The organism is Rhodococcus sp. 21391 (genome assembly GCF_016772255.1).
GTDB lineage: Bacteria > Actinomycetota > Actinomycetes > Mycobacteriales > Mycobacteriaceae > Rhodococcus_F > Rhodococcus_F opacus.
Genome location: NZ_CP063781.1, coordinates 4755466 through 4770248, shown reverse-complemented (window position 1 = coordinate 4770248; position 14783 = coordinate 4755466). Strand labels below are relative to the sequence as shown.

Here is a 14783-nt window from a genome sequence, read left to right as displayed (position 1 = left end):
TCCGTAGCCGCAGGACACCGGCCGGACGAACCCGAGGGAGGGGCCGATCATGACGAACCCCGACGACCCGCGCACCCCGCAGGAACGCGCGTACGACGGAACGGAGTCGTGGACCACCGACGATTCCGCGTCGAGGGCTGGTGACGAGGACCCCACCCAGGCGTGGTCGCGGCGGGACCAGCCGACCGAGCATCTCGGATCGCCCGAGCAGCGCACCGAGCACATGGGCCCCGCAGGCACACCGACCGAGCAGTTCTACACGTCCGATCCGACCGCGGCGTACGGGCGGAACCAGCCCAATCCGACGCAGGCCTACCCGACCTACGATCCGCGGTACGACCCGCAGGCTCCGCCGCCGAACGCCACGCAGGCGTATCCGACGTACGACGCCCAGCAGTACCAGGGCGGGTATCCGACGGGGCAGTACCCGAACGCCCAGTACCCGCCGGGTCAGTACCCGGGCTCGCAGTACCAGGCGCCGGTCGCCGAGAGCCCCGAGGAGAAGAAGCCCCGCCGGATCGGCACGTGGATCGCCGCCGCCGCGGCCGCGCTGCTGCTGATCGCCGTCATCGGCTTCGGTGTCGCCCTCTTCACATCCGCGCCGAACAATTCCTCGAGCACCACGGCGGCGGGCCCCACCACGTCCCGTCCGCCCGCCGCCGCGCCGCCGAAGACGACGACCCCGCCGCCGTCCACCACGTCGGAGTCGCCGCTCGATCAACTCCCCGGCGGAATCGGCGAGGCCATCGGCGCTGCCGGCGCCGCGTTCGGAACGATCAGCGCCAACGACGGCTCCACGTTGACCCTCGACGCCCTCGGCGGTTCCCAGTTGACAGTCCAGACCAACGCGCAGACCAATGTGATCGCACTCGACGGCACCACGGTCGCCGATCTGAAGCCCGGGTTCACCGTGATGGTGCAGGGAACGAAGGTCGAGAACGGCACGATGACGGCCGAGACGATCATCAGCACCGAGCTGCCGAAGCTCGGCGGTAACTGAGACGATGGGTCCGGGCAAAACCGACACGGGGTGTCCGGGTACCGCTTCGCCTCGTAACGGCGTCGACTCGCTAGGCTGATCACCGATGACGGGAATGTGGTTCGTACTGGCGTTGATCGCACTCGCAGGCGCGTGCGCGCTGCTCTATTTCGATCGCTCGCGTCGTGATCAGACGGGTCGTGTGCGGCAGATCTGGGCCAAGGCCCAGGGCTACACGTACGACAACGTCGAAGAGAAGCTGCCCGGCCAGTTCCATCGGGCCGCGCTGGCCAAGCAGGAGTACCTCAGCGCCATCGATGTGGTGAAGGGCGAACGCCGGGGCGAGTCGTTCATTCTCTTCGACCTCGAGGAGACCGCGACCATCGTCGCCGTGCGCCGCCGGGTGGGCTCGGACGTCGACATCGACCTGCGCCTCAAGTCGACCCCGCCGCCGAAGGATTCGGATCTCGAACTCCTCGGTGCCATCGGGCCGCGAGTCGTGTTCGCCACCGACCTCGAAATCGCCCGCAGGGTCTGCGATCAGCGCATGGTGGCGTTCACCGAGTCGGTGCCGCCGCATGTGAACATGCTGTGGAGCGAGGGCGAGTGGACCCTCGGTTCGCTGCCCATCGGCAGCAGCGGCCGTGAATGGGATTCGGCCATCGAGGCCGTCGCCCGGCTGTCCGGCATCCTGCACGTCCTGCCCCCGGTCACGGAACCGCGCGGACTCGACCGCGGCCACCACGACCCGAGCCGCCCGCGACTACGCGAAGGCGCTCCCGCCGAGGCGCGTCCCGAGCGTCCGACGTCTCCCCGACCGCCGGCTCCCGGCGCTCCCCGGCAGCAGACCTCCGGCGCTCCGCGCCCGCCGGCCCCCGGCGCTCCGCGCCCGCCGGCCCCCGGCGCTCCGCGCCCGCCGGCCCCCGGCGCTCCGCGCCCGCCGGCCCCCGGCGCTCCGCGCCCGTGAGTGCGTGACGAGTCCTGGGACTCGCTAACCGCGCACAGGCGCGCAGCGCCTTGCTACCGTCACCGGTATGTCGACGCCCTCCAGTTCCGCCCGACCCGTTGCCCTCGTCACCGGCCCGACGTCGGGGCTCGGTGCCGGTTTCGCGAGGAAGTTCGCGTCTCTCGGTTACGACCTCGTGCTCGTCGCGCGTGACGAAACCCGCTTGCGGGCCCTCGCCGACGAGATGAAGGCGTTGTTCGACACCGAGTCCGAGATCCTGCAGGCCGATCTGGCCACAGCATCCGGGCGCGAGGAAGTGGCGCAGCGCCTCGGGAAGGGTGTCGAGGTGCTGGTCAACAACGCCGGATTCGGCACTTCGGGCGAATTCTGGACGGCGACGCCGGAGCTGTTGCAGTCCCAGCTGGACGTGAACGTCACCGCCGTCATGCAGCTGACCCGCGCGGCGTTGCCCACCATGATCGCGTCGGCGAACGGCACCGTCATCAACGTGGCGAGCGTCGCCGGCCTGCTGTCCGGGCGCGGATCGACCTATTCGGCGAGCAAGGCGTATGTGATCTCGTTCTCCGAGGGACTGGCGAACGGACTGGGTGGCACGGGTGTGCGGATCCAGGCGCTGTGCCCGGGCTTCATCCGCACCGAGTTCCACGAGCGCGCGGGCATCGAGATGAGTTCGATTCCGAAGCCGATGTGGTTGAGCGTCGACCAGGTGGTCGCGGCGTCGCTGTCCGATCTCGAGGACGGCAAGGTCGTGAGCATTCCCGGCCTTCAGTACAAGGTGCTGACCACGGCCGGTCGCCTCGTCCCGAAGAGTCTGGTCCGGCGGCTGACCAACGTGTTCGGCCGGGGGCGTGCCCGCACGTAGAGGTGGGTAGGGTTTCGGGCATGAGCGATCGCGAGGATCTGGCCGCGTTGGTGCGTGAGCTGGCAGTTGTGCACGGCAAGGTGACGTTGTCTTCGGGCAAGGAAGCCGACTACTACGTGGACCTTCGCCGCGCCACGCTGCATCACGAGGCGGGCCCGCTCATCGGGAAGTTGCTGCGTGAGCTGGTGGCGGACTGGGATTTCGACGCCGTCGGCGGACTGACGATGGGCGCCGACCCGGTGGCGATGGCCGTGATGCACGCCCCGGGCAGGCCGATCGATTCGTTCGTGGTGCGCAAGGCCGCGAAGGCGCACGGCATGCAGCGGCAGATCGAGGGACCGGACGTCGTCGGCAAGCGTGTCCTCGTCGTCGAGGACACCACCACCACGGGCAACTCTCCGCTCACCGCGGTGAAGGCGTTGCGCGACGTCGGGGCGATCGTCGTCGGTGTCGCGACCGTCGTCGACCGCGCGACCGGTGCCGACGAGGTGATCGCGGCCGAAGGTCTCGAGTACCGTTCGCTCCTCGGCCTCCCCGACCTGAACCTCTGACCGCACATGTGAGTGGCGAAGTGTGCGGAGGCACACTTCGCCACTCACATGGGGGTGGTCAGTCGGCGTCGGCGGCCGTGACGGCCAATGCCTCCTCGACGCTGTGCGGTTCGGGATCGTGCTCGTCGACGTGGGCGAGGACCTTCCGCCCGGTCGCGAGCACGATGATCGCGGCGGCGGTGCATACGGCACCGACCCAGAACGGCATGTGGATGTTGCTCTCACCGAGCTTGCCCGCGACCCACGGTGCGGCGGCGCCGCCGACGAAGCGGACGAAGCTGTACGCCGCGGACGCCGTCGATCGCTCGACGGGCGCGGAGATCATCACGGTCTCGGTGATGAGCGTGTTGTTGACACCGAGGAAGAGTCCGGCGAGCACGACACCGACGACGAGCACGGTCTTGTTGTCGGTGAACGCGGCCATCATGGCGAGGTCGAGGGCGAACAGCGCGAGGGCCAGCATCATCATCGGCAGCGTGCCGAAGCGCCGCTGCAGCCGCGGGGCGAGGAACACCGACGCGACGGCCAGCGCCAGGCCCCATCCGAAGAAGATGAATCCGATCGAGTACGTGCCCATGTCTAGCGGGAACGGCGTGTACGCGAGCAGGGTGAAGAAGCCGTAGTTGTAGAGAAGTGCGGTGATCGCGACGGTGAGCAGGCCGCGGTGGCGCAGCGCGAGGAACGGCGCGGCGATCGATGTGCGGTGCTCCGGTTTGGGTGCGGCCGGCAGCATCACGACGATGAGGATGAACGCGACGGCCATCAGGGCTGCGACGCCGAAGAACGGTGCGCGCCAGCTGATGTTGCCGAGGACACCACCGACCAGCGGGCCGACGGCGATGCCGATGCCCAGCGCGGCCTCGTAGAGGATGATGGCCCGCGCGACGCCGCCGCTGGCCGCGCCGACGATGGCGGCGAGCGCGGTGGCGATGAACAGGGCGTTGCCCAGTCCCCAGCCGGCACGGAAGCCGACGATCTGGCCGATGGTGCCGGAGCTGCCTGCCAGCGCCGCGAACACGACGATGACGGCGAGGCCGGTGAGGAGGGTCTTCTTGGCGCCGATCCGGCTCGACACCACGCCGGTAATGAGCATCGCGACACCGGTGACCAGCATGTAGCTGGTGAACAGCAGCGACACCTGGGACGGCGTCGCGTCCAGTTGTTCGCCGATCGGCTTGAGGATGGGGTCGACGAGCCCGATGCCCATGAACGCGATGACGCTGGCGAAGGCGACGGCCCACACCGATTTCGGCTGGTGGAGGAGGCTCGGTGGCGCCTCGCTGGATGTGCTGTTCGTGACGGTTGCGGTCGTGGTGCTCACGGCCACCTCCTTCGATGTACGTCGGGGTGTGGATGGGTTGTCAGGATGAGCGGGCCGACGACTTGACGATCGAACGCAGTTCCGACAGGCCCTGCGTCAGTCGTTCGAGTTGCTCGGGCTCGAGGTTCGCGAAGTGCGGGGCGAGTGCACCCGCGATCTCGTTGCGGGACACGGTCAGCCATTCGCGGCCCAGGTCCGTGATGGACACCCGGACGGCCCGGGCGTCTTCCGGATCGGGTCGGCGGGAAACGTATCCGCGATCGGCCAGCTTCTGGAGCAGGGCGGTCGCGGACGGTTGGGAGCAGCGGTCGATGCGGGCGAACTCGCTGATGCGTAGCTCGCCGTGGTCGTCGAGCAGGGCGAGGGCACGTGTCCACGGCCGGGGGTGGTCCTCGGATCCGAAGGAGCTCGCGAGCCTGGTGAATCGGTGAGAATTCGTGACCAAGTCGACGAGCAGGCTCTGGAGCCGCGTGTCGTCGTCCATGCCAAACATATTATATAGGCTAACTAACTATGTAAACCCGACGAAGTGCTTCGCGGCCCGTATCCGCCCCGACGGGCGCGGGCCGCGAAGATCAGGACGAGTGCTTCGCGCTCTGCTCGACCTGGCGCCGCAGGGTGGCGTCGGTGTGGCGGATCGCCTGCGCGACGAACGGCTCGATGATCTTGCCGAGCGCCTTACCTGCGAGGCCGCCGGGCAGGTCGTAGCGGAAGTCGACCGTCATGCGGGTCTCGGTTTCGCCGGCCGCCTCGAACTGCCACCGCGAATGGGTGTACGAGCCGTCGATCGATTCCAGCTCGATCACCGAATTGCGTTCCCACCCGGTGACCTTCACCACGGAGTCGAGGGTCTTGGGGCCGACCTTCATCGCGGCGTCGTAGACCGCGCCGAGGCCACGGTCCTGGTCGCCGATCGGATCGAACTTCGTGATCCCGAACATCCAGGACGGGACGTGGCGGTAGTCGTCCACGTAGTCGAACGCAGCCGCGACCGGTGCGCAGGCGAGGGCGGTGTGATGGATCTCGATCATCGTGACTTTCCTGAGGGGTGGAGGGCAGGGGACTGCGCTGTCCGGTACGGCCGGATGGCGTAGTTCTCGAGGTCGAACCGGGCGAGGCGACGGCGCAGGGAGCCGGTGGACCAGGGCCACGCGGCAAAGTTCCTGCCGTCGGCGTCGAGGTAGTAGCTACTGCATCCGCCATTGTTGAAGACGGTCGGCTCCAGACCCTTCTGCACCGCGTCGTTGAACCGGCGGAACGGCTGATCGCGTACCTCGAGCACTTCGATGCCCTGCCGCTCCGCCTTGGTGAGTCCGTCGATCACGTAGTCGAGCTGTGTCTCGGCCAGTCCGAGAAACGAGTTGTACACCAGGATGTTCGGGCCGAGCATGATGTACGCGTTCGGTGCGCCGGGCGTCGTGGTGGCCAGGTAGGCCTCGGGGCTCTTCGACCACTTCTCCGACAGCAGTGTTCCGTCGCGTCCGCGGATCCGGTTCGCGATCGGTGGATGACTCACGTCGAAGCCGGTGCCGAAGATGATGACGTCGACCTCGCGGCGGGTGCCGTCGGCTCCGACGACCACGCGTCCGTCGACCTCGGCGAGGGCGTGCGGAATCAACTCGACGTTGCTCTTCGTCAGCGCCGGGAGATAGGTGTTGGACAGCAGGAGGCGTTTGCATCCCAGCGTGAAGTTCGGTGTCAGGGCCGCGCGAAGTGCCGGGTCCGGTACCTGCCTGGCCAGCCAACGGGTGCCGATGGGGTTGAGGAGCCGGGCGGTCCGTTCGCGGCGCATCACCGAAGTGAGCGTCCGCAGGATGACGTCGAGGAGCCGCCGGAACGCGCGCTGCACCGCGGGCACCCGCGCGAACACCCACTGGGCGATGCGGGGGAACGGAAAGTCCAGGCGTGGCACCACCCAGGCCGGGGTGCGCTGGAAGACGTACAACTCCTCGACGTCCGGTTGGATCTCGGGGATGAACTGCACCGCGGACGCGCCGGTGCCCACGACGGCGACCCTCTTCCCGGTGAGGTCGACGTCGTGGTTCCAGCGGGCCGAGTGGAAGATGTCGCCGTCGAAGCCGTCGATTCCGGGTACGGCAGGAGTGCTTGGTTCGGTGATAGGGCCCGCCGCGAAGATCACGTGCTGGGCGACGATCGTGCCGCGGCTGGTGTCGAGGATCCAGCGTCGGCGCTCGTCGGACCAGGCGCCTTCGCGGAGTTCGGTCTGCATCGAGATCCTGGACTGCAGACCGAACGTGTCGACGGTGTCCTCGATGTAGGACAGCAGTTCCGGTTGCAGGGCGAAGTTGCTGCGCCACCGCGGATTGGGGTGGAAGGAGAACGAGTACACGGGGGCGGGGATGTCGACGCCGCACCCGGGGTACGTGTTCTCGCGCCACACGCCCCCCACGCGATCGGACTTCTCCAGCACGACGAAGTCCGTGATGCCCGCGCGTTCGAGCTTGACTGCTGCGGCAATCCCGGACAGTCCGGCGCCGACCACGACGACGCGCAGGTGCCGCTCCTCTCCGCTGCCGTCGGGTGCGGCGGCGTGCTGAGTGGTTGTCGCTGTCATGGCTTCTTCCCTGCGCGGATGGGGAACCGTCGTCGCCGGTCCATTTAACTGAGACGCAGTGTCACAGTAAAACGAAGAATGCACATTGGCAAGCGATTGCGTTTTATTTGCGTCTTGACTTATATAAGCCGTCGCTGAAATAGTGGCGGCATGCACGCCTTCGACGTTCTCGGCGATCCGGTCCGTCGTCGGATCCTCGAACTGATCGCGGCCGACGAGAAGACGTCCGGCGCCGTCAGTGACGTCATCCGTGCCGAGTTCGGCATCTCCCAGCCCGCCGTGTCTCAGCACCTGAAGGTGTTGCGGGAGAACGGATTCGCCACCGTTCGGACTGACGGTCCGCGCAGGCTGTACGCGGTGAAGGCGGAACCGCTCCGTGACATCGACGCATGGCTCGGCCAGTTCCGGCGTTTCTGGACGCCGCGGCTCGACGCGCTGGCCACCGAGATCGCGCGCGGGCGACGCGAGAAACGACTGTCCGGCGAGGACGGACGAGATCCGGCCGGGGAGTCGATGGACCCGAAGGCGAGCGAGGCCTGGTCGATAACCGGCGAGGGCAAGGAGTTCATCACGGCGAGCAGTGAGAAATGGCGAGACGCAAGCATCGCGTTCGGGACGCCGGAGGGTGCCGCGACCGCGGCCGGCGTTCGCACGACCGCGTTCTACACGGGAGCCGACACCGGGGCGGGCTGAACCGGGTCCTGGAAGAATGGCGTCCGTGACAGAGCGCAAACCTCCCGGGGTGAGCTTCGAGAGCTGGATCGACAAACAGATCCGGCTGGCTCAGGAGCGCGGCGACTTCGACGATCTCCCCGGCTCGGGTAAACCGATTCCGGCGGGCGATGTCGACGACGAACTGTGGTGGGTGAAGAACTATCTCCGGCGCGAGAATCTGCCCACCGATTCGCTGCTCCCGACGCCGCTGCAGCTGCGGAAGGAGATCGAGCGGTTGCCCGACACGATCCGTGGGCTGCCGTCGGAGCAGTCGGTGCGGGACGTGGTGGCCCAGCTCAACCTGCAGATCGTCGCCTGGTTGCGGGCACCCTCCGGCCCACGGATCCCGGTCAGTCCGGTCGACGCGAACGAGGTCGTCGCGACCTGGCGGCAGCAGAACCGGCCGGCGCGGAAGCCGCCGGTGACGGCGACCCCGGAACCCGACGATCCGCCCCCGGCCGGCAGACGGTGGTGGCGACGGAAACGGTGACGGATCATCCCTTCCGGAAGTCACCCGATTCCATCACCCGGGACACGAGCAGTCCGGCGAGCAGCCCCCAGAACGCAGCCCCGACGTTGAGGAACTGCACGTTCGACACGGTCACGAGGAAGGTCACGAGCGCGCCGAGTGTGTGCCGGGAGCTGAACGCGGCGACGAACGAACCCTGCAGCGCGCGGAGCATCGCGAGTCCGCCGAGCGTCGCGACGAACGCGACCGGGGTGGCCAGCATCAGCTGAACGAACAGCGGCGCGAACAGGCCGACGACCATGGCGAGCAGCCCGCAGACGACGGCCGCCGTGTACTGCCTGGTGCGCTGCCCCGACGCCACCAGCAGGGCGTTGGTCGGGCCCGTCAGGCACGTCGAGACGGCTCCGACGACGGAGGTGGCGAGGGACCAGGCCCCGCACAGCACGGTGCCGACGTTCATCGGCGGCTTGTGGCCGGTGGACGTCAGCACGGCCGCGCCCTGACCGTTCTGCACGACGATGACCGTAATCGCCAACGGCACGACCAGTTCGGTGATCGCCTGCCAGGTGAACTGCGGCGCCTGGAACATCGGTGCCGCGATCCACGGTGTACTCGAACCGGTCGGGTGGAAGCGGCCGGTGACCGCGACCGCGGCCGCCCCGACGAGCAGTGCGCCGAGGATCGGCGGCATCCACCGGCCGAACGCGGCGCGGGATGCGAGGACGACGAAGACGACGACCATCGGAACGGCGACGGCCGCATCGGTTCCCACGGCGTGGACCAGGTCGGTGCCGAACTTCAGGAAGACGCCGGCCACCATGGCCATGACGATCGGCATCGGGAGCATCGCCATGACCTGACGCACCCGCCCGGTCAGGCCGAGGGCGAGGATCAGGAGCCCTGTCACCAGAAACGCGCCGAGCACTTCCGGCCACGACAGGTGGGTGAGCGAACCGCCGACGATGATCGTGCCGGGGATCGTCCAGAAGAACGCGAGCGGCTGGCGGTACAGCCAGCTGGCGAGGGCGGTCAGGATTCCGTTGAGGAAGAAGACACCGAAGATCCACGACGCCATCTGCTGGGGCGACAGTCCGCCCGCGGAGCCGGCGGCCAGGATCACGGCGACGGGACCCGTCGCGGAGAAGATCAGCCCGATCAGACCGTTGGCGGCGTAGGTCCCGCCGAGGTCGCCGATCAGACGGCGCAGACCCGCCGGCGGCCACGGCGGGCTCTCGAAGCGAGGGGGGCGGGTCCGCACGTCTTCGCTGCGGGTCGGTTCCTCGGTGGTCGTCATGAGGCCTTCCTGCTCGGGCGATGCTCGTACTGTACGCAGAGCGGTCATGGCCGTCGCAATGCGTACATTCCGGGTGTGGTCTGGATTGTAACCACTCGCGTCCCGGGGCTGCACGGCGGGCCGTCGAACCCTGGGTGGGGTGCTTTCCATCCCTGGGGTGAACGACACTCGGGCGCCATCGCGACAGACTCGAAGGCGTCGACCCGCCACCACCCCGCACCGACGAACCATGCGAAGAAGGGCCACATGGCTGAACTCACCCGAATTCCCCGAGAGCGAGGCACCGTCTACGCGCGGCGCCCCACGGTGGCAGCGGAACGCGAACCGCGATCCGCCGTCGAACGGACGTCGACGTTCCTGGCCTACGGTCTGCTCGCGTTGTTCGGCGGGCTCGGCATCTTCGGAACGATCTGCACGGTCGATGCCATCCCGGACGGTGCGCGGATCGCCGTCGTCCAGACGGTGCCGACGCAGTCGCAGCCGCTCGATCTGCCGCATCCGGCGCCGGACACTCCCGAGCCGACTCCCGGCGGCGTCTGATTCGTCAGGATGCGACGTCGTCGCGCAGTGCTGCGAGTTCGAGTAGCCGGGGCAACATGTCCGGCGACGCGATCGAGGGCAGGAGCAACGCCCACATGTCGGCCAGGCGCTCGTACAGGTCGGAACGTCCGGTCAGCGCCTCGGACACCAACTGCATGCCGGTGAACGAACTGACCAGGAACCGGGCGAGTGCCGCGGGGTCGACGGTCGCGCGCAGTTCTCCTGCCTCCCGCGCCTTGCCCGCGAGTGCGACGAGGGTGTCGGTCCAGTCGATGTAGGGGTCGGTGGCCGGGCCGCGGGACGTACCGAGTTCCAGGGTGAGTCGCACACCCGCCCGCACGATGGGCTCGGTCAGCAACTGGCGCGCCATCTCCTTGGCGCACAACAGGATCGATTCCATCGGTGACTGCGCCGTCGCGAGCACTCGCTGCGCCGCCAGCATCGCCATGGCGTGCTGTTCCTTGATCACCGCCCAGGCGAGCGCTTCCTTGGACTCGAAATGAAAGTACAAGGCGCCCTTCGTCACATCGGCATAGGAGAGGATTCCGCTCAGGCTCGCGCCGCCGTACCCGAGCTTCTCGAAGCTCAGTGCCGCACCCTCGAGTACCTGATGGCGGGTGGCTGCCGCGCGCGCCTGTTTTGCCATCACCTGTGCCTCACAATCGCGGATTGTCCGTCGCGTCCACTCTCGAGTCAACCACTTTTCGGGCCGGTAACCTCGGCACGTCCGCAAGTGTGGGAGGAAGACGTGAAGTCGAAGAACAGCTGGGGTGTCGAGCATGCGGTGTTCGCCGGTGCGACGCTGGCCACCGTCGTCGGGGCCGTCACCGGGCGTGAACGGTTGCAGCAGGCCGCGAAACCGCTGATCGCACCCGCGCTCGCCGCCCGTGTCCTGCGGCGGCGTGCAGACACGGACCCGGCCGACATCGCACTCCTCCTCGCCGGTCTCACGGCCGCGACCGTGGGTGACGTCTTCATGATCGATCCCGACGACGACGCCCGTCTCGTGCGCGGTGCGTCCTCGTTCGCCGTCATGCAAGTGGGCTATTCCGCGCTGTTGCTGCGCCGGGGCGCCCGGCCCACCGCGCCCGCATTGCTTCCCCGGCTCGCCGGTTGGGCGGGCGCGGCGGCACTGCTGCGGGGGCGGGCGAAGGAGGTCGCAGCGCCGTTGACCGCGTACGGGTCGTTGCTCGGCACCACGTCGACCCTGTCGGCCGATCCGTCCCTCGCGCCCGGCGCGGACGTCGTCGCGAATGTGGCCGTGCCGGGAACCGACCGTCGCAGCTGGCTCGGCGCGGGCGGGATGCTGTTCACCGCCTCCGACGGTCTGATCGTGTTGCGGCGCTTGTTCATCCGAGGCGAGCGGGGGAGGGCTGTGGCGGAAGGCGTGATCCTCGCCAGCTACGCGGCGGCCCAGTTGCTGCTCGTCGAGGGGATGCTCGCGCTCGGTCGTCGCCGGATCACGGGCAGAGCATGATGTGGTCCCGGTCCTTCGGGTCCACGAGGATGGTGATCGTCTCGCCGGGCAGGAAGCGTGTCGCGTTCTCCCGCCGCACCTCGTAGACGACGCGTCCGGCGTAGCTCTCCGATCCGGGCACGGTCAGCCGGAGGTCCAGTTCGGTGAGCTCCCCGTTGTCGGGAGTGCGGCGCAACGGAGTGACGTGCTCGATGCGGGCCCAGCCTTCGAGTCCGTGCCGTTCGAGTTGGCGGTCGGCGCGGCTGGGCCGTTCGGCCGCCATCATCCCGAATCCCAGCGCCGAGCCGAAGGCGGCGACCAATCCCATGATCTGGTACGGGATGGTGGCCGGCGGCGTGTGCTCGATCAACCATCCCAGCCAGACGGCGAGGACGATGACGTAGCCGACCGTGACGAAGCAGACCGTCCGCACGATGCGCTGATGATTCATCGATTGCCTCCACCTCCAGATTAGCCCGTCCCGGCCTCGCCGAAGCGACCCCGCCGCCGCACTGCCGTTAGAGTGCAGTGTCGGCAGCAGGAAAGCATGTGTGGAGGTGGCCGTATGGCGTGGCGTCGGGTGTCGTTGGTGTGTCTGAGCATTGGCTCGGCCATGATGCTCGCAGGGTGTGGTGGGTCCTCGGACGCGGTGGCTCCGCCGACGTCCACGACGACTGTCGCGGCTCCTGTGACCACCACCACGACCACGGTTCCGCCGACGACCACCACCACCACCACCACGACGATTGCGCCGCCGCCCACGACGACGGAAGCGCCGACCACGACGCTCGTCGACGTCCCCTACGAGCACAACGAGTCGTACTTCTTCACGTCCCCGGACGGCGGGTTCCAATGCGGCATCATCAAGCTGCCGAACCGCACCGAGGCCGGATGCCAAGGGTCGACCAGCCCGGTGCCGCCGCGGCCGGCCGACTGCATGGTCGACTGGGGACACGGCATTCGCGTCGAGAAAAACGGCGAGGCGTCGTTCATGTGCGCCGGGGGCCTCGTCTACACGTCGGGCGGCGACGAACCGGACGCGGCCCTGCCCGCCGGGGCGAAGCTGTCCAAGCTCGGTTACACGTGCAGCACCACGGCCACGGCCGTCACGTGCACCAACGACGAGACGTCGCACGGCTTCACCGTCGCTCCCGATTCGAACAAGACGTTCTGACATGGTGAGCGGAGTCGAGACCGGCCAGGTCGAAATCGCCGAGGCGGGTCCCACCGAATGGGGGGACAACCCGAACGGCGTCGGTCCGTGGACCGAGGAACACGACACCCCGGTCCCTGCCGACCCGCGGTACGACCCCGAACTGCTGGCCGGCGGCGATCGCCGCAACGTGGTCGACGCCTACCGGTACTGGACGCGGGAAGCGATCGTCGCGGACATCGACAGCCGTCGCCACCCGCTGCACGTGGCCATCGAGAACTTCGGGCACGACGCCAACATCGGGACGGTGGTGCGCACCGCCAACGCGTTCGCCGCCGCCGCGGTCCACATCGTGGGACGTCGACGCTGGAACCGCCGCGGGGCCATGGTCACCGATCGGTACCAGCACGTCCTGCACCATTCGGACGTCGACGGCCTCGTCGAGTTCGCACGTGAGCGGGGTCTCACCATCGTGGCCGTCGACAACACGCCCGGATCCGTCCCGCTCGAGACGGCGAGTCTGCCCCGCGACTGCGTGCTCCTGTTCGGCCAGGAGGGGCCGGGAGTCACGGACCAGGCGAAAGAGGTTGCGGCGATGACGGTGTCGATCGCCCAGTTCGGTTCCACCCGCAGCATCAACGCGGGCGTCGCCGCGGGAATCGCCATGCACGCGTGGGTGCGTCAGCACGCCGACCTCGACCGCGCCTGGTAGCGGAACCCCCGGCGAATAGGCAAGATCAACTCTTATGCAGGACTCGTGGTCGGCGCGCGCGGACGCCGCTGAAGAAGCGGTGGTGAGCAGGCACCTTCGCCGGCTGTGGGCGCTACCGGGCACCGCCCTGGGCGTCGTCGCCTGGCCGCCGGTCCGGCGCGAGCGACTGTTCCTCAGCTGGCACTACTGGTGGCAGGCACACCTGCTCGACTGCGCCGTGGACGCGCTCGAACGCGACCCCACGCCGCGCCGTCGCCGTCGCATCGTGAAACTGGCGCGCAGCCACCGTCTGCGGAACCTGTCGGGCTGGACCAACAACTATTACGACGACATGGCCTGGCTGGGGATCGCCCTCGAGCGCGCCCAGCGAATGCACTTCATAGACAACAGAAGTGCGGTGCAGGCGCTCGAATCCCAGTTGTTCGACGCCTGGGCGCCCGAAGCCGGAGGCGGCATCCCCTGGCGGAAGGGCTCGAACTTCTACAACGCGCCCGCCAACGGACCCGCCGGGATCATGCTGGCCCGCACCGGAAAGCTGTGGCGCGCCCAGGCCACGGCCGACTGGATCGACGACACGCTGCGGGACGTGCACACCAACCTGATCGTCGACGGCATCCACCCGGGCGGTGAAATCGAAAGGAACGTCTACTCGTACTGTCAGGGCGTCGTGCTCGGCCTCGAAACCGAACTCGCCGTGCGCCTCGGTTCGCCGCGGCACCGCAACCGGACCCATCGGCTGGTCGACGCCATCGACGAGCATCTCGCACCCCACGGCGTCATCGATGGCGGCGGTGGGGGAGACGGCGGCCTGTTCAACGGGATCCTCGCGCGGTATCTGGCGTTGACCGCGGTGATGCTGCCCTGGGAGTCGCCCGCCGACATCCGGGCCCGGGAGATCGCCGCCCAGCTCGTGCTGACCTCCGCGGAATCGGCCTGGGAGAACCGCCTGCAGATCGAGGGGCAGCCGCTGTTCGGCCACGACTGGACCAAGCAGGCGCAGCTGCCGGGGATGGGCGGGGGAATCGCCACGTTCACCGGGGGCACCGTGCGGTCGTCCGGGATCCCGGAACGCGACATGTCCGTCCAACTCGGCGGCTGGATGCTGATGGAGGCCGCGCACATGGTATCCGCGGCGGGGTATCCGCGGCGATAGGGTGCGGTTCGAATCACGCGAAACTTAACCGTATCGC

At 68.3% G+C, this 14783-nt stretch carries 17 protein-coding genes and 1 pseudogene; 11 read left to right on the top strand and 7 right to left on the bottom strand.

Annotated elements, in window-relative coordinates; genetic code table 11:
- Positions 1-49: 49 nt before the first annotated feature.
- The 4 genes from GO592_RS22195 (at position 50) to pyrE (ending at position 3359) form a co-directional block, all read left to right on the top strand.
- Positions 50-1000 carry a DUF5666 domain-containing protein gene (locus tag GO592_RS22195; RefSeq protein WP_007299767.1) on the top strand — a complete coding sequence of 317 codons (951 nt, stop codon included), beginning with the start codon at positions 50-52 and terminating at the stop codon, positions 998-1000.
- Between the two features lie 94 nt (positions 1001-1094).
- Positions 1095-1946: a hypothetical protein gene (locus GO592_RS22190; RefSeq protein WP_202715217.1), complete on the top strand. Its 852-nt coding sequence runs from the start codon at positions 1095-1097 to the stop codon at positions 1944-1946.
- A 67-nt stretch (positions 1947-2013) separates the two neighbouring features.
- Positions 2014-2808 carry an SDR family NAD(P)-dependent oxidoreductase gene (locus GO592_RS22185; RefSeq protein WP_172650158.1) on the top strand — a complete coding sequence of 265 codons (795 nt, stop codon included), beginning with the start codon at positions 2014-2016 and terminating at the stop codon, positions 2806-2808.
- Between the two features lie 20 nt (positions 2809-2828).
- A complete protein-coding gene (gene pyrE / locus GO592_RS22180; RefSeq protein ID WP_005238397.1) occupies positions 2829-3359 on the top strand; it encodes an orotate phosphoribosyltransferase in 531 nt (176 codons plus the stop codon).
- 58 nt (positions 3360-3417) lie between these two features.
- Here the strand turns inward: pyrE and GO592_RS22175 are convergent, their stop codons facing one another.
- The 4 genes from GO592_RS22175 to GO592_RS22160 all read right to left on the bottom strand — a co-directional run bounded on the left by GO592_RS22175 (position 3418) and on the right by GO592_RS22160 (position 7255).
- Positions 3418-4686, bottom strand: coding sequence for an MFS transporter (locus GO592_RS22175; RefSeq protein ID WP_172650159.1), 1269 nt, complete (start codon positions 4684-4686; stop codon positions 3418-3420).
- 34 nt (positions 4687-4720) lie between these two features.
- Positions 4721-5164 carry a MarR family winged helix-turn-helix transcriptional regulator gene (locus tag GO592_RS22170; protein WP_172650160.1) on the bottom strand — a complete coding sequence of 148 codons (444 nt, stop codon included), beginning with the start codon at positions 5162-5164 and terminating at the stop codon, positions 4721-4723.
- Positions 5165-5255: 91 nt separating this feature from the next.
- On the bottom strand, positions 5256-5711 hold the full coding sequence (locus tag GO592_RS22165; protein ID WP_172650161.1) for an SRPBCC family protein: 456 nt from the start codon (positions 5709-5711) through the stop codon (positions 5256-5258).
- A complete protein-coding gene (locus tag GO592_RS22160; RefSeq protein ID WP_172650162.1) occupies positions 5708-7255 on the bottom strand; it encodes a flavin-containing monooxygenase in 1548 nt (515 codons plus the stop codon). The genes GO592_RS22165 and GO592_RS22160 overlap by 4 nt, the downstream gene beginning before the upstream one ends.
- A 150-nt stretch (positions 7256-7405) precedes the next feature.
- Here GO592_RS22160 and GO592_RS22155 point away from each other — a divergent pair.
- Both GO592_RS22155 and GO592_RS22145 read left to right on the top strand, forming a co-directional pair.
- A pseudogene (locus tag GO592_RS22155) lies at positions 7406-7729 on the top strand (ArsR/SmtB family transcription factor); the annotation flags it as partial.
- A 235-nt stretch (positions 7730-7964) separates the two neighbouring features.
- Positions 7965-8459 carry a J-domain-containing protein gene (locus tag GO592_RS22145; RefSeq protein WP_172650163.1) on the top strand — a complete coding sequence of 165 codons (495 nt, stop codon included), beginning with the start codon at positions 7965-7967 and terminating at the stop codon, positions 8457-8459.
- A 4-nt stretch (positions 8460-8463) separates the two neighbouring features.
- On the opposite strand, the gene GO592_RS22140 is transcribed toward GO592_RS22145, so the two are convergent.
- Positions 8464-9732 carry a benzoate/H(+) symporter BenE family transporter gene (locus tag GO592_RS22140; protein ID WP_172650164.1) on the bottom strand — a complete coding sequence of 423 codons (1269 nt, stop codon included), beginning with the start codon at positions 9730-9732 and terminating at the stop codon, positions 8464-8466.
- A 246-nt stretch (positions 9733-9978) separates the two neighbouring features.
- Here GO592_RS22140 and GO592_RS22135 point away from each other — a divergent pair, with 246 nt between their 5' ends.
- Positions 9979-10272, top strand: coding sequence for a hypothetical protein (locus tag GO592_RS22135; protein WP_172650165.1), 294 nt, complete (start codon positions 9979-9981; stop codon positions 10270-10272).
- A 4-nt stretch (positions 10273-10276) separates the two neighbouring features.
- Here GO592_RS22135 and GO592_RS22130 read toward each other — a convergent pair whose 3' ends face one another.
- Entirely contained in the window at positions 10277-10918 is a 642-nt protein-coding gene (locus GO592_RS22130) for a ScbR family autoregulator-binding transcription factor (RefSeq protein WP_037204817.1), read from the bottom strand.
- 102 nt (positions 10919-11020) lie between these two features.
- On the opposite strand from GO592_RS22130, the gene GO592_RS22125 reads away from it, so the two are divergent.
- Positions 11021-11749, top strand: coding sequence for a lysoplasmalogenase family protein (locus GO592_RS22125; protein WP_172650166.1), 729 nt, complete (start codon positions 11021-11023; stop codon positions 11747-11749).
- Here GO592_RS22125 and GO592_RS22120 read toward each other — a convergent pair.
- Positions 11733-12179 carry a hypothetical protein gene (locus GO592_RS22120; protein ID WP_005238418.1) on the bottom strand — a complete coding sequence of 149 codons (447 nt, stop codon included), beginning with the start codon at positions 12177-12179 and terminating at the stop codon, positions 11733-11735. The two genes, GO592_RS22125 and GO592_RS22120, sit on opposite strands and share 17 nt — an antisense overlap.
- 114 nt (positions 12180-12293) lie before the next feature.
- On the opposite strand from GO592_RS22120, the gene GO592_RS22115 reads away from it, so the two are divergent.
- Genes GO592_RS22115 through GO592_RS22105 form a run of 3 tightly spaced genes read left to right on the top strand, consistent with a single transcriptional unit; the run spans position 12294 to position 14746 of the window.
- On the top strand, positions 12294-12902 hold the full coding sequence (locus tag GO592_RS22115) for a hypothetical protein (protein ID WP_202714974.1): 609 nt from the start codon (positions 12294-12296) through the stop codon (positions 12900-12902).
- A gap of 1 nt (position 12903) precedes the next feature.
- Positions 12904-13593: a TrmH family RNA methyltransferase gene (locus GO592_RS22110; protein WP_202714973.1), complete on the top strand. Its 690-nt coding sequence runs from the start codon at positions 12904-12906 to the stop codon at positions 13591-13593.
- 34 nt (positions 13594-13627) lie between these two features.
- Positions 13628-14746 carry a glycoside hydrolase family 76 protein gene (locus tag GO592_RS22105; RefSeq protein WP_005238422.1) on the top strand — a complete coding sequence of 373 codons (1119 nt, stop codon included), beginning with the start codon at positions 13628-13630 and terminating at the stop codon, positions 14744-14746.
- The last annotated feature ends 37 nt before the right edge of the window (positions 14747-14783 follow it).